Below are 24,535 nucleotides of genomic sequence, written 5' to 3'. Positions count from 1 at the left end.
GCTCGACGATCATCGCCTCGACTGCCTCGCATGCCGCCGTCGTCGCCGCTGCCAAATTCGACTGGAGCGCGGCCGAGATGCCCTTCGAGCAGGGTGTGACGCCGAAGAACAGCGTCATCGGCGGCGCGGCGCTCTGGACCCTGAAGGGGCACACGCCGGAGAAGTACAAGGCGATCGGCGCCTTCTACAATTTCCTGGCCCAGACCGACACGCAGGTCTGGTGGCACCAGGCCACCGGCTATGTGCCGGTCACGGTCGCTGCCTATGACGCAGCCAAGGCGCAGGGCTACTACCAGAAGAACCCGACGCGCGAGATCGCGGTCGTGCAGCTGATGCGCGGCACGCCGAGCGACAATTCTCTGGGCTTCCGTATCGGCAACAGCAACCAGATCAATGTCGCGATCATGGAAGAGGTCTCGGCCGCCTTCCTCGGCCGCAAGCCGGTGCAGCAGGCGCTCGACGATGCCGTTTCGCGCGGCAACGAGTCGTTGCGCCGCTACGAGCAGCTCAATGCTGGCAAGAAATAGCGCGGCGGAGCTTCCCGCGGCGGCTGCCGGCGGCTGGCGCTTGCGCTGGCCGCTGCGGCGCCGGACTGCTCCGGCTTTCTCCGACGGGCAGGCCGAGAGCGGGTTGAAGCGGGCCCATTTCACGGAATGGCGCTTGCCCTTCTGGCTGCTGGCGCCGCAGCTCTTCATCCTCCTGCTGTTCTTCTTCATCCCCTCCGTCAGGGCGCTGATCCAGGCGTTCCAGCTCACCGATCCGTTCGGCGCGACGACGCAATGGGTCGGCTTCCAGAATTTCGAGCGGCTGTTCCGCAGCAGCGTTTATTGGTCCTCGGTCCAGGTCACGGTCGTGTTCACCGTCGCGCAGAACGTGCTGACGCTGTCGCTCGCGCTGCTGCTCGCCTTCGCCTCGAACCACATCCTGCGCGGGCGCGGTGCCTACCGCACCATCCTGCTGCTGCCCTATGCGATCGCGCCCGCGATCGCCGGCATCATGCTCGCCTTCCTGTTCAACCCGCGCGTCGGCCCGGTCGCCCATATGCTGCAGGGGCTCGGCTTCGACTGGGATCCGAACCGCAATTCCTCGCATGCGCTCGCCCTGATCGTCATGGCGGCGTCCTGGAAACACATCTGCTACAACTACATCTTCCTGGTCGCGGCGCTGCTTTCGGTGCCCCATTCGATCCTGGAATCCGCCTATCTCGACGGGGCCGGGCCGATCCAGCGGTTCCTGCGCATCTCGCTGCCGATGATCGCGCCGACGCTGTTCTTCCTGATCGTCATCAATTTCGTCTACGGGCTGTTCGAGACCTTCGCCATCGTCGACGCGACGACGCGCGGCGGCCCGGCCGGAGCGACCTCGATCCTGGTCTACAAGGTCTATCAGGACGGTTTCGTYACGCTCGATCTCGGTTCGTCCGCCGCCCAGTCCGTGATCCTGATGGGGCTGGCCCTGCTCCTCACCTATGCGCAGTTCCGCTTCATCGAGCGGCGCGTGAACTACAGCGTGTAAGGGGAGCGCCTGAGCATGAACGAGCGCACGCCCGTCCTTGACGTCGTCTGCCATCTCATCCTGCTGGTCGGCGCAGCACTCGTCTGCCTGCCGCTCTATTTCGTCTTCGTCACGGGAACGCTGACCCAGCAGGAGGTCATGCGGGTGCCGATGTCCTGGCTGCCTGGCGACGCCTATTTCACGAATCTGGAGACCGTGTTGAGCAGCGCCAATTTCGGCCGGCTCCTGCTCAACTCCTTCATCATCGCCAGCGGCATCACCATCGGAAAACTCTCGGTCTCGGTGATCGCGGCCTTCGCCGTCACCTATTTCCGTTTTCCCTTCCGGCTGACCGTGTTCTGGCTGATCTTCATGTCGCTGATGCTGCCGATCGAGGTCCGCATCGTCCCGACCTATGAATCGGCGGCGAATGTCGCCCTGCCGCTCAACATCCTCGGCTCATGGCTCGGCATGCAGGTCCTGGTCGATCTCGACTGGAACATGGTCAACCGCTATTCCGGCCTGATCCTGCCCTTGATTGCCTCGGCCACCGCGACCTTTCTGTTCCGCCAGTTCTTCCTGACCATTCCGGACGAACTCTGCGAGGCCGCCCGTATCGACGGCGCCAGCCCCTGGCAGTTCTTCCGCCTGATCCTGCTGCCGCTCTCGCGCTCCAACATCGTCGCGCTCGCGATCATCCTCTTCCTGATGGGCTGGAACCAGTATCTCTGGCCGCTGCTGCTCACCACCGAGCCCGCCATGGCCAATGCCGTGATCGGGCTGAAGAAGCTGATGCCGCAGGCCGACTCGCTGCCGACCTGGCATCTCCTGATGAACGCGGCCCTGCTGACGATGCTGCCGCCGACCCTCGTCATCCTTCTCCTTCAGCGCTGGTTCGTGAAGGGACTTGTCGACAGCGGCAAGTAGCGGCCAGCACCATAAAACCAAGGCGACCATCATGCGGATCATCGGACATCGCGGCGCGCGCAATATCTGGGCGGAGAACAGTCTCAGCGGCTTCCGGCAAGTCTGCGACCTCAAGAACGTCTGCGACCTCAAGGTCGACGCGGTCGAACTCGATGTGCATCTCTCCGCCGATGGCGAGATCATGGTGATCCATGATCCGCTGCTCGAGCGCACCACGGACCATAAGGGGCCGGTCGCCGGGCTCTCCCGCGAGGCGCTGCGCAAGGTTCGGCTCAACGACACGCTGGGCGAGACGATCCCGACCTTGGCGGCCGTGCTCGACGTCTTCGCGCCGACCGGCATAGAGCTCGAGATCGAGATGAAGATGGACGCGCTCGGCAATCCCCATGCGGGACTGCTGGAGAAGGTCATCGCCCTGGTCGAGGCCAGAGGCATGGCCTCGCGCGTCGTCCTGACCTGCTTCGTTCCCGAGGTCATCGAGGAGATCCGGGCGAAGGCCCCGCACATGCGCCGCCTCGCTTCGGTCGATCGCCGCTCCTGCGAAGCCTTCGGCGGCGTTGATGCCACCTTGCGGCGCTTCGTCGATCTCGGCTGCATCATCGCGGTCGAGCAGTCGCTGCTGCGGCTGGCACTCGATCGTGCGCTGGGCATTGTCGGGCGCGAGAAACTCGGTGTCTGGGTGCCGAACACCCTGCGCGAGCTTGATTACTGGCTGGGGCAGCCGATCGCGCAGATCACCAGCGATCGCCCCGATCTCGCCCTGCAATTGCTGGCCGCGAAGGCTGGGTGAGGCGATGGCCGTCACTCTGTCGCGGGCCCGGCTCGGCGAAATCGGCAGCGCGGTCGCCCGGCCGCGCTATCGGCCGGAGGATCTGAGCGCCGGCATCGTCCATTTCGGCGTCGGCAATTTCCACCGCGCGCATCAGGCCTGCTATCTCGACGAACTCTTCGAGAGCGGGCTCGATCGCGACTGGGCGATCATCGGCACCGGCGTGCAGGAAAGCGATGCGGCGATGGGGCGCGAGCTTGCCGCCCAGGACTTCCTGACCACGGTCGTCGCGCAGGAAGCGACCTCCGCGCAGGCGCGGATCACCGGTGCGATGATCGATTTCATCCCGCCCGGCGACAGGGCAGGGCTGCTCGCTCGCCTCGTCGATGCCCGCACGCGGATCGTCTCGCTCACCGTCACCGAGGGCGGCTACTACATCGATCCGGCGACGCAGGCCTTCGACGCGAACCACCCCGATATCATTGCGGATGCCGCCGATAGGCTCGCCTCTCCAAAGACCGCCTTCGGGCTGATCGGCGCCGCCCTTCTGCAGCGCCGCGCCGCCGGCCTTGCGCCCTTCACGGTGATGTCCTGCGACAACCTGCCGGGCAATGGCCATGTCACGGAGAATGCCGTCGCCGGGCTGGTGGAACTGGTCGACCGTTCCGACGCGCACTGGATCCGCGAGAGCGTCGCCTTTCCCAACGGGATGGTCGACCGCATCACGCCCGCGACCTCGGAGCGCGAGCGCGCGGCCCTGCGCAGCGATTTCGGCATCGACGACCGGCGCCCGGTCTTCTGCGAGGATTTTCGGCAATGGGTGCTGGAGGATCGCTTCCCCGCCGGGCGGCCGCGGCTCGAACAGGTCGGTGTCGAATTCGTCGCCGATGTCGCGCCCTTCGAGCTGATGAAAATCCGCATCCTGAATGGCGGGCACGCGGCGATCGCCTATCCCGCCGGCCTGCTCGATATCCATTTCGTACATGAGGCGATGGAGGACCCGCAGATCGCGCGTTTCCTCCGGGCCCTGCTCGATCACGAGATCATCCCGCTCGTGCCCCCTGTGCCCAATACCGACCTCGGGGCTTATCGGCGGACGATCGAGCGGCGCTTCGCCAATCCGAAGATCGGCGACACGATCCGCCGGCTTTGCCTGGACGGGTCGAACCGCCAGCCCAAGTTCATCCTGCCGACGCTGCGCGACGCGCTCGGGGCAGGCCGCCCCATCGACGGTCTCGCGCTCGTCTCCGCGCTCTGGTGCCGCTATTGCTATGGCGAAACCGAAAGCGGGCAGGCGATCGCGCCGAACGATCCGAGCTGGCAAAGGCTGACGGAGCAGGCCCGCAAGGCYAGAATCCAGCCGGAGTCCTGGCTCGCGATGCGGGATGTCTATGGCGATCTGGCGGACGACGCGCGCTTCCGGGAGGCTTTTGGTCAGACCCTGCAACGAATTTGGCACGTCGGCACGCGGGCGAGCCTCGACCACTATCTGGCCCGCAGCGCCCAGGGCTGAGCGCGTCGGCGTTCGGGCGCCGCGCTGCCAGGCTACACTCGGGGCATCAGGCTAGTCCGGTTCGCGGAACGGGGCGGGAATCTGGCTTATCAGGCAAGCTTGATGTCCAGCAGGCTTTCGATCGTCCTGATCCCGGTCTCCGCCTGGAGCCTCTCGTCGATCTCCTCTGCGCTGAGGCATCCTTCAAGCCAGAGGCCGTCGATCACGGCGTTGAGCGCGATGCTGAGGCGTTGCCGCTCGGATGGGCCTGGATTGCGCTGCTCGGCCGTCAGCACTTCTCCGATCAGGTGGTCGCAGGCGCATCGGTAGGCGAGATATTTGTCGCGATGCACCTCGGCGAAGGCAGGGTTGATCGGAACCTGGCTGATGAAGGTCGCCCATAGCGACAGGACGCGAGGATCGGCGACCGGCCCGCTGATGCTCGCGAGGATGAAACGGCGCAGCTTCTCATGCGCGCTGCCCTCCGTCTCGACGATCGCGAGAGGCGGTCCGGTGATGATCTCGATCGTCCGACGGTACGCTTCGACCATCAGATTGTCCTTCGACGCGAAGTGGTGCCGGATCAGGCCGTTGCTGACGCCGRCATGGGCAGCCACGGCGCGTACCGTCGTGCCCTGGATGCCGAGCTCCGCGATGCAGTCGAGCGCGGCTTCGATCAGGTCGGCGCGTCGGTTGAAGTCGGGGGCCCGCCTGAATGTCGCCGTCATCACTGTGCCTCCGATGCAGTCAGGGTCAGCAGATCAATATTATGCGCTTGCATAGTAGCTATACAATCGCATAGTCCCGCGCCACAAGACCCGCCACGACCCCGAACCCGACGCACCGGCAGACACAGCGCTTGACCCAGCATTCGACACACATGAGTGAGCGCTCCAGGGGGACGTTCCTCGTCCTGGCGGCGACGATCTGCTGGAGCGCCAGCGGGCTCTATTCGCGCCTGCTGACCACCGATGTCTGGACGGCGATCGGATGGCGCTCCCTGTTCGCCGGTCTCTTCCTGATTGGGCCCTTGCTCATGCTCGGCGGCGGCCTGTCGCGCCGGCACTGGCGGGCGGTCGTGCAGCCGGCGGGTTTGGCCATGATCGCCTGCCAGACGATCAGCCAGGCGAGCTTCATCGGCGCCTACTACACGACCAGCGTCGCCAACGTCGCCGCCATCTATGCAACCGCACCGTTCATTGCCGCGCTCCTGGGCTGGCTACTCCTGAAGGAGCGCGCGTCCTGGCGTACGCTGGCGACGGGCCTGGTCTGCCTGGTCGGGGTCGGCATCATCATGGCGTCGTCGATCGGCGGCGGGCGGGTCGTCGGAGACCTGCTTGCCCTCGTCATGACGGCCTCGTTCGCAATGGTCATCGTGCTGCCAAGGCTTAACCCGGACCTGCCGGCGCTGCCGCCCATCATCGTCAGCGCGCTTTTGACCTTCGTGCTGTTTGCCCCTTTCGGCTCGGCTGGTTCGCTCGACCTCCATAACTGGGTCGTGCTCGCGGCCTTCGGCGCCACGAATTTCTCGATAGCCCTGGTGCTCTTCATCATGGGCGCACGTCACCTGCCGCCGGCCGAGGCGGCGCTCATCGGGACCACGGAGATCGTGATGACCCCCTTGTGGGTCTGGCTCCTGCTGGCCGAGAAACCGCCGGTTGCCACGGTCATCGGGGGCGCGGTCATCTTCGCAGCGGTCGTCTGCCATACGGCGATCGAATTGACGCGGACCCGCCGGCTGAGCCGTTCCTGATGTGACATGCGGCCAGCCCGGTCGTTCAGGTCGGCTCGAAACGCCGGGTCTGGCTACGCTTGCGGATCGGGCCCCTTATCATCCCGAGGCCCTGGAATGTCCGGTGATCAGCGAGCCCGATCGGCGGGCCATGAACCAACACGGATTTTTGTTTGACCGGGCGTGGACGCGTGGTCGGATATGGCAGACCCTGTCGTCCGGGAATGGGCAAAGATGGGATGGATTGCGGCGCTCGATCGCGGGCGGGCTGGAGGAATATCGGACAGGCACAATTCATGCTTCGCGGGGATTGCAGCAGGGGAGGCCGGGATGACGAAAGCCACCTACACAGACTGGATGGCCGTGCTGGAGCGCATGGAGCGAACCCAGCGCGAGCACTATCTCGCAGGCCATGACGACGAGGGCGACGCTTTGGGCAAGCAGATCGAGCAATGGATACTGGCCGGCCGGGCCCAGGGCTATTGCGTGCGGGACGGCAGGCCCCTGACGGATACGCGGCACCCTTCCGAGACAAGCCTGGCCGGTGAGATGCAGCGCCAGTCGGGCCAGCACCGGTCGTCAAAGCACTGAGCCCCCGCGGGCGCGTAGCGCGCTGCAACAGGATGCCACGCGGCGAACGGGCATCCGCTGCGTGCAGGTGGCTCTGACGCTCGGGAGATCCCATGCAACGCGTCGCCTCCTGCACATGCGGCCAGCTGAGCATCACCGTCGAAGGCGAGCCGCGTGGGGTCGGCCTGTGCCATTGCCTGGCATGTCAGAGCCGAACGGGAAGCGCTTTCGCCTATCTGGCCAGCTTTGCCGCTCCCTACACGGTGTCCGGGCGGGCGTTCGAATATGTTCGTACCGGCGACCAGGGAGCGGCGTTCAAATTCCGCTTCTGTCCGGTCTGCGGGAGCAATCTCTTCCACAGCGAGGAGGGGGCGACCGGGGCGGTCTCGGTTGCTGTCGGCGCCTTCGGCGACCCGGATTTCCCGCTGCCCCAGGTGTCCGTCTACGACATCCGGCGGCATGGATGGGTTGCGCTGCCCACCGGCATCCAGGCGTTTCCGCGAGACCCGGACTGAGCGGTCGGATACCGGCCTCGCGCCTCCCGGATTGCCGCCTCAATCGGGCGCCTTGCGAAAATCCGTACCGTCGAGCACCTCCGCCAGAAGCCGCGTTCCCAGATCGGCTTCCGCCTCGGAAAGCCCGGAAAATCCGAACAGCAGTCTCGATGTATCGGAGGATGCGACGTTCATCCGGGACAGCGGCATGACGACGACGCCCTTCGCCAGGGCGGCCGCGGAGACAGCCCTGTCGTTGCTCCAGGTCCCCGTGCTGCGTGCGGTGAGATTGATGCCCTGATCGGGAACGACGACGGCAAGATGCTCGCTGGCACGGTCCCTCAGGAGGCCCGTCAGCAGATCCCGCGACGCGCGCAGTCGCTCCCTGAGGCGGCGCAGATGGGCTGGAAAATAGCCCTCATTGAGAAAATCGCCGACGACGCGTTGCTGGAAAGTCGGCGGGCAGCGGTCAAGCGCCGGGCGCACCGCCCGGAACACCGGCACCAGATCGGCCGGGACCACGAGATAGCCAAGCCGCAGGCTCGGCAGCAGGGCTTTGCTGAACGTGCCGGTGTAGAGGACACGATTGGCCTGATCCAGGCCTTGCAGCGAGGCGATCGGATGACCGTCATAGCGAAATTCGCTGTCATAGTCGTCCTCGACAATCCAGCAGCCATGCCCCCTTGCATAGGCGAGAAGCTCGAGCCGCCGCGGCAGGGAAAGAACGGAGCCGACCGGATACTGGTTTGACGGCGTCACATAGAACAGCGCCGGTGGTTGCAGCGAGCCGGCCGCCAAGACCTCCGTCATGACCCCCTCGTGATCCACGGGCAGGCCGACGATCTGCGCGCCATTGAGAGTCAGGCATTGTCTGGCCGGCGGATAACACGGGTCCTCGACAACGACGCTGTCGCCAGGTGAGGCCAGCACGCGAAAAGCCAGGTCGAGCGCCTGCTGCGTTCCGGCCGTGATGAACAACTGATCAGGCGTACAGCGCACCCCCCTCGAAACGGCCAGGTGAGCGGCGATCGCGGCCCGAAGCGCGGGCTCCCCCTGAATATCGCCATAGCCTTCAAAGGCGTAGTTCATGTGCCGGCCGGCAATGCGGCTCAGGAGGCCTGCGGTCCGCTCATCATGGGCGATCCGGCCGGTCACAAACGGCAGGGGCTTTTGTGGTTCGAGGCTGGGTCCGCAGGTCAGAACCCGCGTGACCGCTTGCGAGAGCGCGCGGCTGGTCGCATGAGCCGCTGGCTCCTTGCGTTCACCGGCTCTCAAGAGCCCATCCGGAACGCCTGCAGAAATATAGGTGCCCGACCCGTGGCGGGCGATGGCATAGCCCTCGGCGATCAGGATCTCATAGGCCTCGGCAATGGTGCCGCGCGACAGCTTCCACTCCTGCGACGCCAGGCGGGTCGAGGGCAGGCGCTGTCCCGCATCCAACCGGCCGTCGGCAATCGCACCGCGCAGGGCAAGGTAGAGCTGCCGCGCCAGGGATGCCGGGGAGGATGGATTGATACCCGGCTGAAAGCGAGCCGATGGGCTTTCCCTGCGCCGCTTCAGGTTCATCAAGCCTCCCATCCAAATGGCTCACCAAGTGGCTCAGGGTGGAATCGTATAGTGGCTCTGTAAAATGAATCAATAATGCATTCTGATTGAGCCACTTTCAAAGTGCCGCCGCAGATCGACGAGGAGAAGCAGGGATGGAGATGCAGGCGCCACGCCGCTGCAGGCCCTCTTCGACCGCGTCTTCGCCCATCACGGCTTCGCGGTCGGTTTTTGAGCCTTCTGCAAAGCGAATCTCCTGGAGTTCCTGATGTCGATGTCTTCGCCCCGATTGCGGATTGCCGTGCTGTTCGGCGGACGCTCTGCCGAGCATGACGTGTCCGTGCTGTCGGCCACCAATGTGATGAATGCCCTGGAGCCCGCGAAATATGACGCGGTACCGATTTTCGTGACGCGCGAAGGGCAATGGCTGCTGAGCCGCCTCGAGGGGGGCATGCTCGCCAAACCCGAGAGCGGTGGGCAGCCGGCCTTCCGGTCGCCCGATCCGTGACCATTAGCGACGATGCTGCACCTGACCTTCCTGCTTTGGAACGAGAACTTGSGCTACCGCTTTTCATCAAGCCGGCGCGGCAGGGCTCTTCGATCGGCGTCAGAAAGGTCTCCGGAAGCCAGGAATTCAGGCCGGCGCTGAGCGAGGGGTTCCGGCATGACCGCAAGTTGCTTGCCGAAGAATTCATCCAGGGGCGCGAGATCGAATTCAGTGTGCTGGAAGATCAAAGGGGCGGATTGTTCGTATCCCGGCCCGGAGAGATCGTTCCGGCCGTGAGCCATGGCTTCTACAGCTACGACGCCAAATATATCGACGAGAACGGTGCGGCGTTGAAGGTACCGGCGGAATTGCCCGCAGAGGTCGAGGCGCAGATGCGGGAGATGGCCGCCAGGGCATTCAGGGCTCTCGGCTGCGATGGCATGGCGCGCGTCGATTTCTTCCTGACGGCGGATATGCAGCCTCTCGTGAACGAGGTGAACACGATTCCGGGCTTCACCAATATCAGCATGTATTCCAAGGCGATGGCCGCCAGCGGCGTGAGCTATGCCGAAATCATCGATCGTCTCGTCTCGCATGGCCTGGCGCGCGCCGGTCGGGCCGGCTGACATTGCCGGTGAACGGGATCGGGGCGGCCGAGGCGAGCAGCGGTTGGAGCAACCGACCGATCGGCGTCGCTGTTCTCAGCGGATCATTGCCGACAACTCTGGCCGCCGTTCGGCAGTTCGATACCTCTGAGGGCGAGCTTTTGGCAAGGAACCGGGGCGAGCAACCGTCAGCGCAGGCGAGCACTCGATCCCGCGCTGTCGGCGCCGGACCAGGGCTTCGGGAGCGGTCTCGGTGGGAACGGGCGGCCGGCTCGGACGTTGGAGCCGCACATGCAAGATCCGGGCGGCGCCAAACCTGGCCCCGACGACTTGCAAGCCAGCGACGGGCAGCCATCATGAGCAAATCAAGATCGACGGGAACGCCAAGGGCAAACCCCGGCAACGGGGGCGAGACGCACCAGACTGCTTCTGCTCCGGACAAGCGGATCACGACGAACCACGGCGTGCCGGTGAGCGACAACCAGAACTCGCTCAGGGCGGGGCGGCGTGGCCCGACCCTGCTCGAGGATTTCGTGCTCCGGGAAAAGATCCAGCATTTCGACCACGAGCGCATTCCCGAGAGGATCGTCCATGCACGCGGCTCGGCGGCGCACGGCTATTTCGAGCTGACTGAGTCGCTGGCCGAATTCACCCGCGCCAGGATCCTCACCGAAGTCGGCGTCAAGACGGAGCTGTTCACGCGCTTCTCGACCGTCGCGGGCGGCGCCGGTTCTGTCGACACGCCGCGCGATGTGCGTGGCTTTGCGGTCAAGTTCTACACCCGGGAGGGCAACTGGGACCTCGTCGGCAACAACATCCCGGTCTTCTTCATCCAGGACGCGATCAAGTTTCCCGATCTCATTCACGCCGTGAAGATGGAGGCCGATCGCGGATATCCGCAGGCCGCCAGCGCCCATGACACCTTCTGGGATTTCATCGGCCTGATGCCCGAGGCCACCCACATGATCATGTGGGCGATGTCGGACCGGGCCATTCCGCGTTCGTTGCGCATGATGGAGGGTTTTGGAGTCAACACCTTCCGGCTTTTGAACGACAAGGATGAGCCGACCTTCGTCAAGTTCCACTGGCGGCCGAAGCTCGGCACGCAATCGACTTGCTGGGACGAGGCCGTGAAGATCGCCGGTGCCGATCCCGATTATCACCGTCGCGATCTGCATGAAGCCATCGCTGCGGGTGATTTTCCGGAATGGGAGTTCGGTGTCCAGCTCCTGAGCCAGAAGGAGGCGGACGCGCTGCCATTCGACATTCTCGATGCCACCAAGCTGATACCCGAGGAGCTCGTGCCGATCCGCTTCATCGGCCGCATGGTGCTCAATCGCAACCCGGACAACTTCTTTGCCGAGACGGAGCAGGTCGCCTTCCTGCCGACCAACATGCCGCCGGGCATCGATGTCTCGGAGGATCCGCTGCTGCAGGGGCGGCTTTTCTCCTATCAGGACACGCAGCTCTCGCGCCTTGGCACCGTCAACTTCCACCAGATCCCGATCAACAAGGCCAAGGGCTGTCCCTTCCAGAATCTGCAGCGCGACGGGCAGATGCAGACAAAGGTGTTCACGGGGCGCGCGAATTACGAGCCCAACAGCCTCAGCGAGGCCGGCGAGGACGGCGGGCCGCGCGAGGATCCGAACGGCGGCTTCCGGACCTTCGCCCTGCCGGTGGAGGAGACGAAGCTCAGGCTGCGTTCGGAGAGTTTCGCCGACCATTACTCGCACGCCCGACTGTTCTTTCGATCGCAGACGGAGATCGAGCAGGCCCACATCGCCAGCGCGCTGGTCTTCGAGCTGTCGAAGGTCTCGCTCGACCATGTCCGCTTGGGGGTTCTCTCCAATCTACGCAATGTCGACGAGACACTGGCCGGTCGCGTCGCGGACGGCATGAACATGGCGCTGCCCAAGGCATCGGCGCCGGCCGTGGCCCCGCAGGACATGGAGGTTTCGCCAGCCCTGCGCATCGTCGGCAAGTATCCCGAGACGCTGAAGGGCCGGGTGGTCGGTGTCCTGGTTTCGGACGGGGCGGACGGAGCCTTGATCGACATGCTTGGAAAGGCCGTCGAGGGCGAGGGCGGCACGGTCAAGATCGTCGCGCCAAGGATCGGCGGCGTGACCTTGAAGGGCGGCAGGACGCTGAAGGCCGACGGTCAACTGGCGGGCACGCCGTCGGTGATGTTCGACGCTATCGCCCTCGTGCTGTCCGAAGCAGGTTGCGCAGCCCTGCTCAGCGAGGGCGCAGCCATCGATTTCGCCAAGGACGCCTTTGGCCATCTCAAGGCGATCGGCTTCAGCGCCGAAGCGAAACCGCTCCTCGACAAGGCGGGCATCGTCGCGGATGCGGGCGTCGTGGAGCTCGGTGCCAAGGCTCAGGCCTTTCTTGCCCCCGCCTGCACGCGCCAATGGGGCCGCGAGCCAAAGGTTCGTACCCTGGCTTGAGCCGGAAGGTCGGGAACCCGCAAGGCTCGGCCTGCGGGATGGGCCCACCATGCAGAACGGTGGTGGGTCTTTCCGTTGGGCAGGAGGCGTCAAAGCGGTTTGCTGCTAGGAATGCGGCAGATCGGGTGGGACGCGGATAGGCGAAGCATGGGCGTCGAGCTGCGCGAAGTGACCGCCGCAACCGTTCGATCGATCTGCAGCCTGGAGGTCGCCGACGAACAGCGCACCTATGTTGCGCCTGTAGCGGTATCGATAGCTCAGGCTCATTTCGAGCCGACATCGATGTTTCGAGCGATCTATGCGGATGACGAGCCCGTGGGCTTCATCCTGTGGCGCAGCGGGGAACAGCCGAAATCGGCTTATCTCTGGCGCTTCATGGTCGACAGGAAGCACCAGGGAAAAGGCCATGCGCGTGCCGCGATGGAATTGGCCTTTACGGAATGGCGTGCGCTCGGCTTCGATACCTTGATCACCAGCGTTGTTCTGGGCCAGCACAGCCCGCTGGGCTTTTACCTGTCGCTTGGATTTACAGAGGCGAATGAGACCACGCGCCATGGCGAATGGGTTCTTCGCAAGACGCTCTAGCCGCGCGCTGGCATCGGATCGCCGCCGACTGGCCCGTCTCCGGAGCGCTCAGCCGGTGCCGTTGAATTCGGTACGAAATTCATGAAATTCGCGGGCAACAAGGTTCGGATCGCTCGTCTAGCCTCTGCAACCTTGCCAATCCGGCATGTGCAGAGCCGGCCTGCGCTTGACCCGTCAGCAGTCGCGTCCCGGCACCGTGCCGGCCAGGACGCGGGCGACCGGGGCGCCCAGGGCGGCCCATCGGGAACCGGAGGGATGCCCGTTCGTTTCACAGTGATCCGCGAGGATTCCCACGAACTGGCCCGCCATCCCGAGAGAGATGGTGGGTCTTTTTCGTTAACCTTCGCACGATAACTTCCTCAATCGATGGAACCGATCGGGGAAATGGGAATTTCCCTTCCGTCATGCTACATTGGATGGGCGGCGTCGTCGTCCTGGCAACGAGGGATAACCGATATGAAAACCATACTGGTTCTGGCCGTTTCTGTGGGGCTGATGGGCATTGGTGGCTGTGCCGCCGATATGTACGGCAAGGGCAAAGGCAAAGCCCCGCCGCCGGTGGCTTCGCCGATCGTGACCAAGGGCTGAGGCCCGAATCCAGCGACCCTCGGGTCGCCCGAGTTTGCCCGCTGCTCCGAAAGGGGCGGCGGGTCTTTTTTTGTCTGCCTGTGCCGGTCCTGCCGCGGATCGGCCCGACCTGCCGCTACAGCGAGCCGCGCGTGGCACCCGCTGCCGAACGGCCGAGCGCCTCGTCCGCTGGGTGTTGACGATAATCGAGGGCGGGGTGGATGATCGGCTGCCGACCGCGCGATCCGAACTGCTGGCAACGACACCCTGCTGTTCAGCGAACTTGGCCTGTCATAGAGGATTGAAGCCAGATGTTGCGAATGTCCATTGTGGTCATTGCGGCGCTGCTCGTGACAGGCGTCGTCGCATTCGAAGATATCGATGGCAGTTTGGCCAAGCTGGAGCCGATAGACCGAGCAACCCTGATTGAGGCTATCGATCTGCACATGAACGACGGTACTTCGACTAAAATCAGAAATGTCAGGCCTGTGTCTGAGAACGTATACCTTTGCGGATGGATCGATTCAAAGAATAGCTTCGGCGCCTATGTGGGATACCGCAGATTTATTCTCCACATGGGCAGCAAGGAATTTTTATACGACGGAGATTTCCACCGAGGCACCGAGCATCTCGCCGCATCGACCAAACGATTTATTGGCGCGAAGTGCGGGCAGGGGTCGTAATTGCGCGCGATCGTATGGGCGAGGAGCAACGAGCGGGCGGATCAGCCCAACATGCCCGTGGACGAGAAATACAGAGCACGCTGCGGAGCCGGGAGCATCGCGACGTCACGGCGCAGCTTCAGCCGGTCGTCCTGAGCAATGGTAGCCGCTCGTTCGCTGGCCTGAGAGGCCGCCCCATAGCGCAGGGAACCGAATGCCCCACCGGAGGTTGCTCGATTGTGGCGCTGGCCACGGGCAATCAGGAGGAGGGGGCAATGGACGGTATCATCTATCTCGTCGGGTTGATTGTGGTGGTCATGGCCATCCTCTCGTTCCTTGGTCTGCGTTGAGAGGAGGCGAGAATGGCTGTTCTTCCCACAGAAACCGATGTCTCGATCGCGGTCGCGCCGGCTCCGTCCTCCTATCTGGAATGGGCCCCCATCCTGGGGGGAGCGGTGCTCGCAGCCGCCATCTCCTCGATCATGACGGCCTTCGGATCGGCGATCGGGCTTTCCTTGGTTTCGGCGGAGCCTTCGCGCAGCTCTTCGCTCGCCGTGCTCGGCATCGCAGCAGCGCTATGGGCGCTCTGGGTCACCGTCTCGGCCTGCATTGCCGGCGGCTATGTGGCCGGCCGGATGCGGCGCCCTGTTCCCGATGCCACCGCCCACGAACGGGAGATGCGTGACGGAGCGCATGGCCTCCTGGTCTGGGCAACGGGGGCGCTCCTGCTGGCTTTCATCGCGACGTCATCGGCTGTTGGCGCGGGCCGCACAGCCCTTGAGGGCGCGGCAGCCGCAACCTCGGGGGCGACTTCGCTCCTGAAGCTGCAGCCGGATCCGCTCGGCTCGGCCATCGATGGCATCCTGCGGGCGCCCGGCGCCGGTGCGCCGGTGACGCCCGAAGAGCGTTCGGAGCTGAGCCGGCTGATGTCGACGGCGATGGGGAATGGCACGCTCGATCCGGCGGACCGCGACTATATCGCGACCCGCATRGCAAGCCGTGCCGGGATCGGCAAGCCCKAGGCGGAAAAGCGTGTCGATGACACGCTGGCAAAACTGAACCAGGCCAAGGAGACGGCGAAGCAGGCCGCCGAAAAGGCACGGAAGGTCGGCATCATCTCGGCCTTCCTGACGGCCGCCGTGCTTCTCGTCGGTGCTGCCGCGGGCTGGTTCGGGGCGGTGCTTGGAGGTGGCCACCGTGACGAGCAGCGCGAAATGCCGGGTTGGGGCCGGCGCCGTCTCTGATCCAGGCGTTCCCACAGGTCGAAGCCCGCCGGGTTTCGGCCTGTCCTTGCGTTCAGGCAGGATGAAGCGGCCGCCGGGATTGGCGGCCCTTCTGCGTTCTCGGGCCCAGGGGCTCCGCAATCGCGGCAGCGGAGGGGCGGGAGCCCCCCTGTTTGGGTTGCGCTCAGCCGCCGGTCAGGTCGCGGCTTTGGCGATCGAGCTTCGCATTGTAGCGGCGCAGGGCGAACTGCTCGGTCAGAAGGCCGATCACTTGCAGCGTCTCGCGACTGTCGACGACGGCGAGTTCCTCGCTCTGCGATGCGGCAAACAGCGCCGCAGCCTCGCGGATATTCATCGAAGGCAGCAGGACGTCCTTCTGGTTGCGGGCGAGTTCAGCGACCGTGGCGACCTCCAGATCGGCGCCATACGCCTCGGATACCAGCACCAGGCCGGCATAGCGGCCCTGTCCATCGACCAGCACGGCGCGCTGGTTCGCGCCCAGCGGGAATGCGCGGCGGAAGCCTTCGAGGGATGTGCCTTCCGCGACCGTCCGGACATCCCGGCGCATCATGCGCCCGACGGCGAGGTCGCGAACCCAGCCGATATCGGCAGCGCTGCGGATCGCCTCGCCGCGCAGGTGGAAGCGCCAGGTCGCGAAGGAATAGCCGAAGGTGCGGCGCACCGTGATCGAGGAGACGACCGAGGCGGCGAGCACCGCCACCGTGAGCGGCAGGCTCCCCGTCGTCTCCAGGGCGAGCAGGGCCATGGTCAGCGGGCCACCGACGACTGCGGTTGCCATCGCGCTCATGCCGACGACGGCGAAGACCGTCGAAGCGGCCGGAATCCCGAACCCGGCGGTCCAGGCCAGAGCCATCAGCTTGCCGAACATGGCGCCGATGAAGAGCGAGGCGAAGAACAGGCCGCCGCGAAAGCCGGAGCCGATCGAGACCGCCGAGGCGATCGATTTCAGCAGGATCACGGTGAGGAGGAAGGACGCCGTGTAGTCGGCGGCGAAGCCGACATGCAGCGCGCTGTGTCCCGAGGACAGGACGGTCGGCGTCAGCAGGGCCAGCAGGCCCACCATCAACCCCCCGATGGCGGGACGCAGGGCGAGCGGCAGTCGGCTTTGCCTGAACAGGTACTCGGCCAGCGATACGCCCCGCATCAGCAGGATGCCGAGGCCGGCGCAGAGTGCCCCCATCACCATCACGAGGACATAGTCCTGCCCGGTGAGCGGCGCGGTGATGTCGACCTGGAACGGCATCGGCGTCAGGAAGAGCCGGGTCACGCCTATGGCGCAGAGCGAGGCGACGACGACCGGGGCGAGCATCGCGACGGTATAGGTCGCGATGATGAGCTCGAAGGCGTAGAAGGCGCCGGTCAGCGGCGCATCGAAGGCCGCGGCGATCGCGCCGGCGGCGCCGCAGCCGACCAGCACCCGCAAGTCGGCGCGCCGGACCTGCAGCAGGCGTCCGATCTTGGAGGCGAAGGCGGCACCGCCCTGCGTATAGCCGGCCTCCATGCCAACGGACGCGCCAAAACCGTTCGAGACCAGCGTCTGGGCCACGAGGATCAGGCTGTCCCGAAGCGACAGGCGCCCGCCGTGGAGAGCATTGGCCTCGATCGGGTCGACGACGGAGCCCCGCCTGCGGCGAGCCAGCACCACGCCGAGCACTCCCATCAAGAGGCCCCCCAGGACAGGTATTGCGACCGCGCGGAGCGGATCGACCAGGGCTGCGCCGCTGACGTCGCCCTTATGGGTCGCAAAAAAGGACAGGTGCAGGAATTTCGAAGCCCCGACCATCGCAACGACGAGCAGGCCGGCCGCGATGCCGACCAGGCCGGCGAAGACGACGAGCGCGATCTCGTCGCTGCGCAGCCGCCGTGGCAGGTCCCGTCTGAAGCGTAGCCAGGCCGCACGCGCGTTGCGGCGCAGACGGTTGCGACCGAGGGTTCCGAAGACCGTTGGCTCCACCACGCCTGTCACCCCAGCTAGCCGCATTCGGCTGGGAACCACGACGAGGCGCATCGAGCCGCCCCGGCCGTGTCAACCTGCCGCGTGCTAGATGGCCCGCCCCCTGCGCGTCAACCCGCCGACGGTTCTCGTCGATCCGCTGCCCCTGACGATCGCGCTGCATTGGCTGCATCAGCGCGCGCTCACTCAGCCAGCGCTCGCATGACCTTGATCAGGTCGGATTTTCCCTCGAATCCGATTCCCGGCAGGTCCGGCATGACGATGTGGCCGTCCTCGACACGAACCGAATCCGGGAAGCCGCCATAGGGCTGGAAGAGATCGGGGTAGCTCTCGTTGCCGCCCAGGCCGAGGCCAGCCGCAATATTCAGCGACATCTGATGCCCGCCATGGGGAATGCAGCGGGACGGCGGCCAGCCAAATTGCTGGAGGACATCGAGCGTTCTGAGATATTCGACAAGCCCGTATGACAGGGCGCAGTCGAACTGAAGCCAGTCGCGATCCGGGCGCATGCCGCCGTAGCGCAGCAGGTTGCGTGCGTCCTGGTGAGAGAAGAGGTTCTCGCCCGTCGCCATCGGCCCCGGATAGAATTCCGAGAGGGCGGCCTGGAGGGCGTAGTCGAGCGGATCGCCGACTTCCTCGTACCAGAATAGAGGATAATCCCGCAGCATCTTGGCGTAGGCGATGCCGGTCTCCAGGTCGAAACGGCCATTCGCATCCACCGCCAGCTGGGCTTGCGATCCGATCTCCTTCAGCGCCGCCTCGATGCGCTCGCGGTCCTCGTCGATCGGGGCCCCACCGATTTTCATCTTGACGACAGTGTAGCCACGATCGAGATAGCCCCGCATCTCCGCCTGGAGCGCCGAGTTGTCCTTTCCTGGATAATAGTAGCCGCCTGCCGCATAGACGAAGACACGCGGATCGGCTTCGCGGCCCTTCTTCTCGGCCAGAAGGCGGAACAGGGGCTTGCCGGCGATCTTCGCGACCGCATCCCAGACCGCCATGTCGAGAGTGCCGACCGCGACGGAGCGCTCGCCATGTCCGCCCGGCTTCTCATTCGACATCATCGCTGCCCAGACGCGCTGGGGATCGAGATTGGTGCCGGCATCATCGAGCAGGCTCTTCGGCTCGGCCTCGAGAATGCGATTGCGGAAGCGCTCTCGGATGAGGCCGCCCTGGCCATAGCGCCCGTTGGAATTGAAGCCGTATCCAACTACGCGTCGGCCGTCGCGCACGACATCGGTCACGACGGCAACAAGGCTCGCCGTCATCTTCGAGAAGTCGATATAGGCGTTGCGGATGGGAGAGGCGATGGGCTTCGTGATCTCGACGACATCGACGATACGCATGGTCAGGTCCTTCCGTTCGGTTCTGGATTTTGTGCTGGTGGAGCGTCAATGCGCCAGGCCCGGCGCGATCCCGGCCTGCTGGCCTCCGTGGGACCGCTCGGCTTGGCTATGCCGACAGCGAATGTTTCCGAAGAGGGGAGGCTGGGGACATTCGCTCGCCTGGTGAAGCCTGGGCGATCCGCTGCAAGCTGGTGTCGACCTTGGGCGAGGCCCGTCCGAACCTGCTCGAAGGTCGATCGACGCTGGAGGCAGAATTCGCTGATCCTGCTGATTATTGACCAGTTTTCCATTCGATAAGGCGCCCCATTCCGTTCCGCGAGGCGCTTGCTTGCCTCTGTTCGGGCGCCGTCCGGCGGAACCTCCGCTGAGGGGCGGGAACAGCCGCAGATGACGACGGGAGCGACGGTTAGAACTGCTTTGCGGCAAACGCCAATGCTGTTGCCGGAATTGATCATGCGTTTTAGGCATTACCAATGGAACTGATCTGGCTTGAGGATTACCTGGCGCTGGCTGATGCCTTGAATTTCTCCAGGGCCGCTTCTGCACGGCACGTGACCCAGCCGGCCTTCAGCCGGAGGATCCGCGCGCTTGAGGATTGGATCGGTGCGCCCTTGTTCATCCGCACCACGCATAGCGTCGCGCTGACACCGGCAGGCGAGCAGTTCCGCAATCAGGCGGAGGTTCTGACACGCGCGTTGCATCAGTTGCGGCGCGATACCCTGGAGGTTGCCGGACGTGGCGCCGGTCCGTTGTCTATCGCGGCAACCCACGCCCTTTCCTTCACGTTCTTTCCGAAATGGGTTCGTGGAAATGAGAAGATCCTGGCCCTTGGGACCCTCAACCTGATCTCCGACAGCATGCAGGCCTGCGAGCAGATGATGCTGCGGGGGGATGTGCAGTTCCTGCTTTGCCACCATCACCCCAGCATTGGCAGCCGGGTCGAAACCAGCCAGTTCAAGAGCATCGTGGTCGGGGCCGATACGCTCGTGCCGCTTTGTGCGCCCGACCAGGATGGGGCGCCGCGCTGGCGGCTCGAGCGCACTGTGCCGGTCAAGTATCTCGGTTACAGCGAGCAGTCCGGCCTGGGGCGGATCATTACCGGGCTTCGGCGCGCTGCAGATCGAAATGTTGCGCTGGAGACGGTCTTTACATCGCACCTCGCCGCCACATTGCTCTCGATGGCGCGCGCCGGAGACGGGGTCGCATGGCTGCCCCGAACATTGGCGGAGGAGGATATGTCGCTCGGCCGACTGGTCCAGGCCGGTGATCCCGGCCTGGCCATACCGATTGAGATCCGGCTGTTTCGTCCCATGGCCCGTCAGGGGCCCGTTGCCGAGGCCGTCTGGGCCGCATTCGAGCGGGGTTGAGGTTCAGCCCGCTATCAGGTGGCTGAACAGGATCGAGGTGCCGAGGCCGATGAGGGCGAGACCGCCGATCCGCTCGGCCCAGCGCCCGAATTTGGCGCCGACCAGGTTGCCGGCCATCATGCCCCCCGTCGACATCACGAATGTCGCAAAGCCGATGGCCAGCGCGACGACGAAGATGTTCACGTCCAGGAAGGCGAGCGACACGCCGACCGCCATGGCATCGATGCTGGTGCCGATCGCGGTCGCCATCAGGGCCCAGAGCGAGTTGCCATGCGCAGCATCATTGCGCTCGGCCGCAGGCTTCATGGAATGCAGGAGCATGCGCCCGCCGACGATGCCGAGCAGAACGAAGGCGATCCAGTGGTCGACGGCCGCGACATACTGGCTTGCGGCAAACCCCGCGGCCCAGCCTATGAGCGGCGTGATGGCCTCAACGATGCCGAAGACCACACCGGTGCGAAGCGCCTGCGTGAAACGCGGGCGGCTGGAGGCGGCGCCCCGCCCGATCGAGGCCAGCAGGGCGTCGACGGACATGCCCACGGCGAGCACGGCGATAGAAGCAGGTGACATGGCAGTCTCAAATTGCGGACGGAGGACCAGACGGATCTCGGGCCTTGTCCGCAAGGCCTCTCCGTCACGGTCTCGCTTGGCCGAAATCATCCGGCTGATCGCACCACGCAGTCCTCGCCGCGAGCGTGTTGATGCGATCGCGCGCCGAAGCACGCCGCTACTCCCCGATGCGTCTGCACCTAGTGAATCACGCTCATGATGTCAATTCGATAACGATTTCAAATTCTTAGCATTGAGACGCATTTGCATGTAGAAGAATGCCGCGGCCCTGCCGAAGCGACGCCGGGCGCGCTCGACGACCTCTGCGTCGAAGGCTACGGCTGGTGAGATCACGCGGGGAGGGGCACATCCGCCAGGCCGATTTCGTGCCTCTCGACTATCGCGCTTGCACCAGTCCTGTCCCTGCCGGACGTCAAACACGCGATCTTGAAACGGCAGCAACCGGAATTCCCAAGACAGGAATGGTCCGGCGCGTAGGATCGGCCGCGTGATGCCAATAACACCACAGGGGAGAACGACTGTGCCGCGCCTGACCGCCAAGGATTTTCCGCAGGAACTGCTCGAACTGTACGACTATTATGCGCACGGACGGATCACCAAGCGCGAGTTTTTCGATCGCGCCGGCAAATTCGCCGTGGGTGGCATGACGGCGGCGTCGATCCTGGCCTCGATGAGCCCCGACTACGCGCTCGCGCAACAGATCTCGTTCACGGACCCCGATATCACCGCCAGTTACCTCACCTACCCCTCGCCGAAGGGGAATGGCGATGTCCGCGGCTATCTGGTGCGTCCGGCAAAACTATCCGGCCGCGTCCCCGCGGTGGTCGTCGTGCATGAGAACCGCGGTTTGAACCCCTATATCGAGGATGTCGCGCGCCGGGTCGCGAAGGCCGGCTTCATCGCGCTTGCTCCGGATGGCCTGAGCTCCGTCGGCGGTTATCCCGGCAATGACGAGAAGGGCCGAGAACTGCAGCAGCAGGTCAATCCGGAGAAGCTGATGAATGACTTCTTCGCGGCCATCGAATTCCTGATGAAGAGCGATCAGACCACCGGCAAGGTCGGCATCACCGGCTTCTGCTATGGCGGTGGCGTCGCCAACGCGGCTGCCGTCGCCTATCCCGAACTCGGCGCGGCCGTGCCGTTCTATGGCCGTCAGCCCCGCGCCGAGGACGTGCCGCGGATCAAGGCGCCGCTCCTGATCCATTACGGCGCTCTCGACACCGGCATCAATGCCGGCTGGCCGGCCTATGAGGCGGCCTTGAAGGCGGGCGGGAAAACCTATGAGGCCTATATCTATCCAGGCGCCAATCATGGCTTCCACAACGACTCCACCCCCCGTTATGACGAAGCGGCCGCCAAGCTGGCCTGGGACCGGACCATCGCCTGGTTCAAGCGCTACCTGAGTTGAACGAGCGGAGCCTCATCCCGCCCGAGCGTGGGTGAGAGCGACCGGGGCGCGCCAGAATTCGCGGTCTCCGCACGGGGTAGGACGGCCATGGGCCGTTCGCTCTGCGCGGAGTACTGCGCCTGGGCGTGCAAGGGCCAAGGGTGGGCACGCGCTGTTCGGGGACGTGCTCCGCGAGAGCGCACATTCTGTTCGTGACGCTTGGGCTCGGTTTATAGCCGAATCAGCCTCATGATCCCGAGCGCTGCAGCCTATCGTTCCCGCGAGGTCCCATGCGCCTTGTCTTGACCACGACTGCCGCTCTTCTGTTCACGGCTCTCCCAACCCATGCCGATGAGCGCAGCGAGTGCCTCGCCGGCATCGCGCGCCTGCGCAGCGCGACTGCTGCAAGACCTGCCCCTCCCGACCGGGACACACTTCTCGGCACGCTGCGCCGGGCGGAGCGGGAGGCCGGCGAACGCCAGTTCGACGACTGTGTCGGGGTCCTCAAGGCCAGCGCCAGTGGCGGCGGCAAGAGCAGCCGGGATGACGATGACGCCGAGGAGGGCGCCGAAACCGAGGACATGTTCGGCTTTACGGAGGGCACCAGCATCCTCGAAAAGGGCAAGTTCGAAATCTCCGGCGCCGGCGAGGGTGCATTCGGCAAGCGCCTCGGCCGGTATCGGACGGGAGGCCTGGGTGGCAGCTTTGCGTTCGCCCCGGTCGACGGGCTCAGCATCGAGTTGGGGGCGGTCGGCAACCGCGTCTCGATCCGCGACGTACCGGGACTGGACAATCGCCACGGCGGCGGCTTCGGTGGCTTTGCCGCCGAGTTGAAATGGCAGGCTATCAAGCGGGGAGACGCCTCGCCCGTCGGCCTGACCTTTATCGTCGAGCCGGGCGCGAGCTTTCGCGACGCGGAGGCTGGCGGGCGTGGCCGGGGCGTGGGGCTGGAGGGGCGGATCGCGCTTGATGCCGAACTTGTTCCCAGGAGGTTGTTCGGTGGACTCAACCTGATCTACGAATTGGAGAAATTCCGCCCGCGCGGCGTAAACCTGTTCAATGGCGAAGCCGAGCCCTTGGAAGGCGTGTTATCCGGGCCGTGCCAGCCCTATGCCGAGGACGACGCCCTGGAGACATGCGTCGCGTCCGCGCGGCGCAAGTCAGCGGAGCGGTCCTCTCTCCTCGGGCTCTCGGGAGCACTCGCGATCCAGATCAACCCCAATGTCTTTATCGGCGGCGAGGTTCGCTATTTGCGCTCCTATGCCGGGCTCGGGTTGAACAGCTTCGAAGGACACGCCGTCTTCGTCGGCCTCTAGAGCGGATCGACATTCAGCGTAGCCATATCATTGCTGCGGCGAGGTGGACGAAGCCTGTGAAGTGGATGGTTCTGCGGTCGTAGCGTGTGGCGAAGCGGCGGAAGTGCTTGAGGCGATTGAAGCATCGCTCGATCCGGTTGCGGTGTTTGTAGATCTCGCCGTCGTGAGGGATGAAGACCTTGCGGTTGCGCTTGGACGGGATCACCGCCTGTGCCTTCATTGCGGCAATCTGGTTGCGCAAATCGTTGCTGTCATAGGCTTTGTCGGCSAGCRCCGCATCGGCTTSCTGACCTGCGAGGAGATCGGGAGCGGCTGTGATGTCGCTGGCCTGGCCGGGCGTGATGCGCAACCGCAAGGGCCGACCGAGCCTGTCGGCGAGCATGTGGACCTTGGTGGTCAGTCCCCCTCTGGARCGCCCCAGCGCCTGGTCCTTGGCCCCCCTTTTCCCGCCGCCGCKTGCTGATGGGCGCGCACGATGGTGCTGTCGAGCATCAGATATTGGTTATCACGGTCGGCGGTCAGCGCGTTGAACACCGCCTCCCACACCCCGGTATGGCACCAGCGACTGAAACGCCGATGCACCGTCTTCCACTTGCCATAGCGYTCGGGCAGGTCACACCAGTGSGCACCAGAGCGCAGAACCCACAGACAACCGTTCACAAACAGGCGGTTATCCGAGCCCGTCCGACCTGGATCGCTCGWCTTGCCGGGCAGCAAGGGCGCAATCCGCAGCCATTGCGCCTCATTCAGCTCGTAGCGCTTGATCCCCATCATTGGCTCCGCGTCTCAACACGGAACCCCATGAATCAGACATCGCGCCAGTTGTGAATCTGGAGGGTTCTGTGAGGTCGCGCGGCACTGATCGTGGAGCGAGGCGCGGCGCGCGACCTCATTGAAGCCGGATTGAACGAAGCCGCCGGCGCGAGGGCCTATGGGTTTTGTGCCTTGGGGCCGCTGCTCAAGGGGCCTCCGACA

21 protein-coding genes and 2 pseudogenes are annotated in these 24,535 nt (G+C 64.8%); 17 read left to right on the top strand and 6 right to left on the bottom strand.

The genetic code is table 11. The features are described 5' to 3' along the window. The 5 genes from AC1D34_RS22525 to AC1D34_RS22505 form a co-directional block, all read left to right on the top strand. Nucleotides 1–527: extracellular solute-binding protein (locus AC1D34_RS22525; RefSeq protein ID WP_476825377.1), on the top strand; the 527-nt coding region annotated here is incomplete at its 5' end. Beyond that, nucleotides 511–1,515 carry an ABC transporter permease subunit gene (locus tag AC1D34_RS22520; protein ID WP_441488380.1) on the top strand — a complete coding sequence of 335 codons (1,005 nt, stop codon included), beginning with the start codon at nt 511–513 and terminating at the stop codon, nt 1,513–1,515. The genes AC1D34_RS22525 and AC1D34_RS22520, both read left to right, overlap by 17 nt. A gap of 15 nt (nt 1,516–1,530) precedes the next feature. Then, nucleotides 1,531–2,421 carry a sn-glycerol-3-phosphate ABC transporter permease UgpE gene (gene ugpE, locus AC1D34_RS22515; RefSeq protein ID WP_441488379.1) on the top strand — a complete coding sequence of 297 codons (891 nt, stop codon included), beginning with the start codon at nt 1,531–1,533 and terminating at the stop codon, nt 2,419–2,421. Nucleotides 2,422–2,452: 31 nt separating this feature from the next. Next, the gene (locus AC1D34_RS22510) at nt 2,453–3,211 is read left to right on the top strand and encodes a glycerophosphodiester phosphodiesterase family protein (protein ID WP_441507931.1); all 759 of its coding nucleotides are present in this window, start codon (nt 2,453–2,455) and stop codon (nt 3,209–3,211) included. Between the two features lie 4 nt (nt 3,212–3,215). Further along, complete coding sequence (locus AC1D34_RS22505) at nt 3,216–4,703, top strand: mannitol dehydrogenase family protein (RefSeq protein WP_441507930.1); 1,488 nt, start codon at nt 3,216–3,218, stop codon at nt 4,701–4,703. Nucleotides 4,704–4,792: 89 nt separating this feature from the next. On the opposite strand, the gene AC1D34_RS22500 is transcribed toward AC1D34_RS22505, so the two are convergent. Next, entirely contained in the window at nt 4,793–5,410 is a 618-nt protein-coding gene (locus AC1D34_RS22500) for a TetR/AcrR family transcriptional regulator (RefSeq protein ID WP_476825376.1), read from the bottom strand. A 152-nt stretch (nt 5,411–5,562) separates the two neighbouring features. Between AC1D34_RS22500 and AC1D34_RS22495 the strand changes: the two genes are divergently transcribed. From AC1D34_RS22495 to AC1D34_RS22485, 3 genes are all read left to right on the top strand, one after another. After that, nucleotides 5,563–6,435: a DMT family transporter gene (locus AC1D34_RS22495; RefSeq protein WP_476769754.1), complete on the top strand. Its 873-nt coding sequence runs from the start codon at nt 5,563–5,565 to the stop codon at nt 6,433–6,435. A gap of 309 nt (nt 6,436–6,744) precedes the next feature. Continuing rightward, nucleotides 6,745–7,005: a hypothetical protein gene (locus AC1D34_RS22490; protein ID WP_441488374.1), complete on the top strand. Its 261-nt coding sequence runs from the start codon at nt 6,745–6,747 to the stop codon at nt 7,003–7,005. A gap of 92 nt (nt 7,006–7,097) precedes the next feature. Then, nucleotides 7,098–7,499, top strand: a complete 402-nt coding sequence (locus AC1D34_RS22485) for a GFA family protein (RefSeq protein ID WP_441507927.1) — start codon at nt 7,098–7,100, stop codon at nt 7,497–7,499. Nucleotides 7,500–7,538: 39 nt separating this feature from the next. On the opposite strand, the gene pdxR is transcribed toward AC1D34_RS22485, so the two are convergent. After that, nucleotides 7,539–9,044 carry a MocR-like pyridoxine biosynthesis transcription factor PdxR gene (gene pdxR / locus AC1D34_RS22480; RefSeq protein WP_441507926.1) on the bottom strand — a complete coding sequence of 502 codons (1,506 nt, stop codon included), beginning with the start codon at nt 9,042–9,044 and terminating at the stop codon, nt 7,539–7,541. 253 nt (nt 9,045–9,297) lie between these two features. Here pdxR and AC1D34_RS22475 point away from each other — a divergent pair. The 6 genes and pseudogenes from AC1D34_RS22475 (at nt 9,298) to AC1D34_RS22450 (ending at nt 15,620) form a co-directional block, all read left to right on the top strand. After that, a pseudogene (locus AC1D34_RS22475) lies at nt 9,298–10,136 on the top strand (D-alanine--D-alanine ligase family protein). A 335-nt stretch (nt 10,137–10,471) separates the two neighbouring features. Continuing rightward, nucleotides 10,472–12,562, top strand: a complete 2,091-nt coding sequence (locus AC1D34_RS22470; RefSeq protein WP_476825375.1) for a catalase — start codon at nt 10,472–10,474, stop codon at nt 12,560–12,562. Between the two features lie 147 nt (nt 12,563–12,709). Continuing rightward, nucleotides 12,710–13,147 (top strand): GNAT family N-acetyltransferase, encoded by a 438-nt coding sequence (locus AC1D34_RS22465; protein WP_441507923.1) that lies wholly within the window; start codon nt 12,710–12,712, stop codon nt 13,145–13,147. A 456-nt stretch (nt 13,148–13,603) separates the two neighbouring features. After that, entirely contained in the window at nt 13,604–13,735 is a 132-nt protein-coding gene (locus AC1D34_RS22460) for an ABC transporter (protein WP_113517473.1), read from the top strand. Between the two features lie 299 nt (nt 13,736–14,034). Further along, complete coding sequence (locus tag AC1D34_RS22455) at nt 14,035–14,397, top strand: hypothetical protein (RefSeq protein ID WP_441507922.1); 363 nt, start codon at nt 14,035–14,037, stop codon at nt 14,395–14,397. 341 nt (nt 14,398–14,738) lie between these two features. After that, complete coding sequence (locus AC1D34_RS22450) at nt 14,739–15,620, top strand: hypothetical protein (protein ID WP_476825374.1); 882 nt, start codon at nt 14,739–14,741, stop codon at nt 15,618–15,620. Nucleotides 15,621–15,783: 163 nt separating this feature from the next. Here the strand turns inward: AC1D34_RS22450 and AC1D34_RS22445 are convergent, their stop codons facing one another. Together AC1D34_RS22445 and AC1D34_RS22440 are read right to left on the bottom strand one after the other, a co-directional pair. Beyond that, entirely contained in the window at nt 15,784–17,601 is a 1,818-nt protein-coding gene (locus AC1D34_RS22445) for a chloride channel protein (protein WP_476825379.1), read from the bottom strand. 155 nt (nt 17,602–17,756) lie between these two features. After that, entirely contained in the window at nt 17,757–18,926 is a 1,170-nt protein-coding gene (locus tag AC1D34_RS22440) for a mandelate racemase/muconate lactonizing enzyme family protein (protein ID WP_476825378.1), read from the bottom strand. 467 nt (nt 18,927–19,393) lie between these two features. On the opposite strand from AC1D34_RS22440, the gene AC1D34_RS22435 reads away from it, so the two are divergent. Continuing rightward, the gene (locus AC1D34_RS22435; RefSeq protein WP_441507920.1) at nt 19,394–20,287 is read left to right on the top strand and encodes a LysR substrate-binding domain-containing protein; all 894 of its coding nucleotides are present in this window, start codon (nt 19,394–19,396) and stop codon (nt 20,285–20,287) included. A gap of 3 nt (nt 20,288–20,290) precedes the next feature. On the opposite strand, the gene AC1D34_RS22430 is transcribed toward AC1D34_RS22435, so the two are convergent. Further along, nucleotides 20,291–20,857, bottom strand: a complete 567-nt coding sequence (locus tag AC1D34_RS22430; RefSeq protein ID WP_441507919.1) for a manganese efflux pump MntP — start codon at nt 20,855–20,857, stop codon at nt 20,291–20,293. A gap of 520 nt (nt 20,858–21,377) precedes the next feature. On the opposite strand from AC1D34_RS22430, the gene yghX reads away from it, so the two are divergent. Next, complete coding sequence (yghX, locus tag AC1D34_RS22425; RefSeq protein ID WP_441507918.1) at nt 21,378–22,265, top strand: YghX family hydrolase; 888 nt, start codon at nt 21,378–21,380, stop codon at nt 22,263–22,265. Between the two features lie 269 nt (nt 22,266–22,534). Continuing rightward, complete coding sequence (locus AC1D34_RS22420; protein WP_476825373.1) at nt 22,535–23,560, top strand: hypothetical protein; 1,026 nt, start codon at nt 22,535–22,537, stop codon at nt 23,558–23,560. Nucleotides 23,561–23,573: 13 nt separating this feature from the next. On the opposite strand, the pseudogene AC1D34_RS22415 reads toward AC1D34_RS22420, so the two are convergent. Beyond that, nucleotides 23,574–24,331 (bottom strand): annotated as a pseudogene (locus tag AC1D34_RS22415) (IS5 family transposase). Nucleotides 24,332–24,535: the final 204 nt, after the last annotated feature.

The organism is Allobosea sp. P1_A7 (assembly GCF_056406775.1).
Note: the sequence above shows the minus strand (reverse complement) of the source record. Positions and strands in the feature narration are given on the sequence as shown.

Bases quoted from the DNA above. Each gene is read 5' to 3' on its own strand.
- ugpE (WP_441488379.1), top strand. From the start codon at position 1,531: ATGAACGAGCGCACGCCCGTCCTTGACGTCGTCTGCCATCTCATCCTG.
- AC1D34_RS22465 (WP_441507923.1), top strand. From the start codon at position 12,710: ATGGGCGTCGAGCTGCGCGAAGTGACCGCCGCAACCGTTCGATCGATC.
- AC1D34_RS22430 (WP_441507919.1), bottom strand. From the start codon at position 20,857: ATGTCACCTGCTTCTATCGCCGTGCTCGCCGTGGGCATGTCCGTCGAC.
- AC1D34_RS22420 (WP_476825373.1), top strand. From the start codon at position 22,535: ATGCGCCTTGTCTTGACCACGACTGCCGCTCTTCTGTTCACGGCTCTC.
- AC1D34_RS22460 (WP_113517473.1), top strand. From the start codon at position 13,604: ATGAAAACCATACTGGTTCTGGCCGTTTCTGTGGGGCTGATGGGCATT.
- AC1D34_RS22445 (WP_476825379.1), bottom strand. From the start codon at position 17,601: ATGCGGCTAGCTGGGGTGACAGGCGTGGTGGAGCCAACGGTCTTCGGA.
- AC1D34_RS22455 (WP_441507922.1), top strand. From the start codon at position 14,035: ATGTCCATTGTGGTCATTGCGGCGCTGCTCGTGACAGGCGTCGTCGCA.
- AC1D34_RS22435 (WP_441507920.1), top strand. From the start codon at position 19,394: ATGGAACTGATCTGGCTTGAGGATTACCTGGCGCTGGCTGATGCCTTG.
- AC1D34_RS22510 (WP_441507931.1), top strand. From the start codon at position 2,453: ATGCGGATCATCGGACATCGCGGCGCGCGCAATATCTGGGCGGAGAAC.
- AC1D34_RS22495 (WP_476769754.1), top strand. From the start codon at position 5,563: ATGAGTGAGCGCTCCAGGGGGACGTTCCTCGTCCTGGCGGCGACGATC.
- pdxR (WP_441507926.1), bottom strand. From the start codon at position 9,044: ATGAACCTGAAGCGGCGCAGGGAAAGCCCATCGGCTCGCTTTCAGCCG.
- AC1D34_RS22470 (WP_476825375.1), top strand. From the start codon at position 10,472: ATGAGCAAATCAAGATCGACGGGAACGCCAAGGGCAAACCCCGGCAAC.
- AC1D34_RS22490 (WP_441488374.1), top strand. From the start codon at position 6,745: ATGACGAAAGCCACCTACACAGACTGGATGGCCGTGCTGGAGCGCATG.
- AC1D34_RS22485 (WP_441507927.1), top strand. From the start codon at position 7,098: ATGCAACGCGTCGCCTCCTGCACATGCGGCCAGCTGAGCATCACCGTC.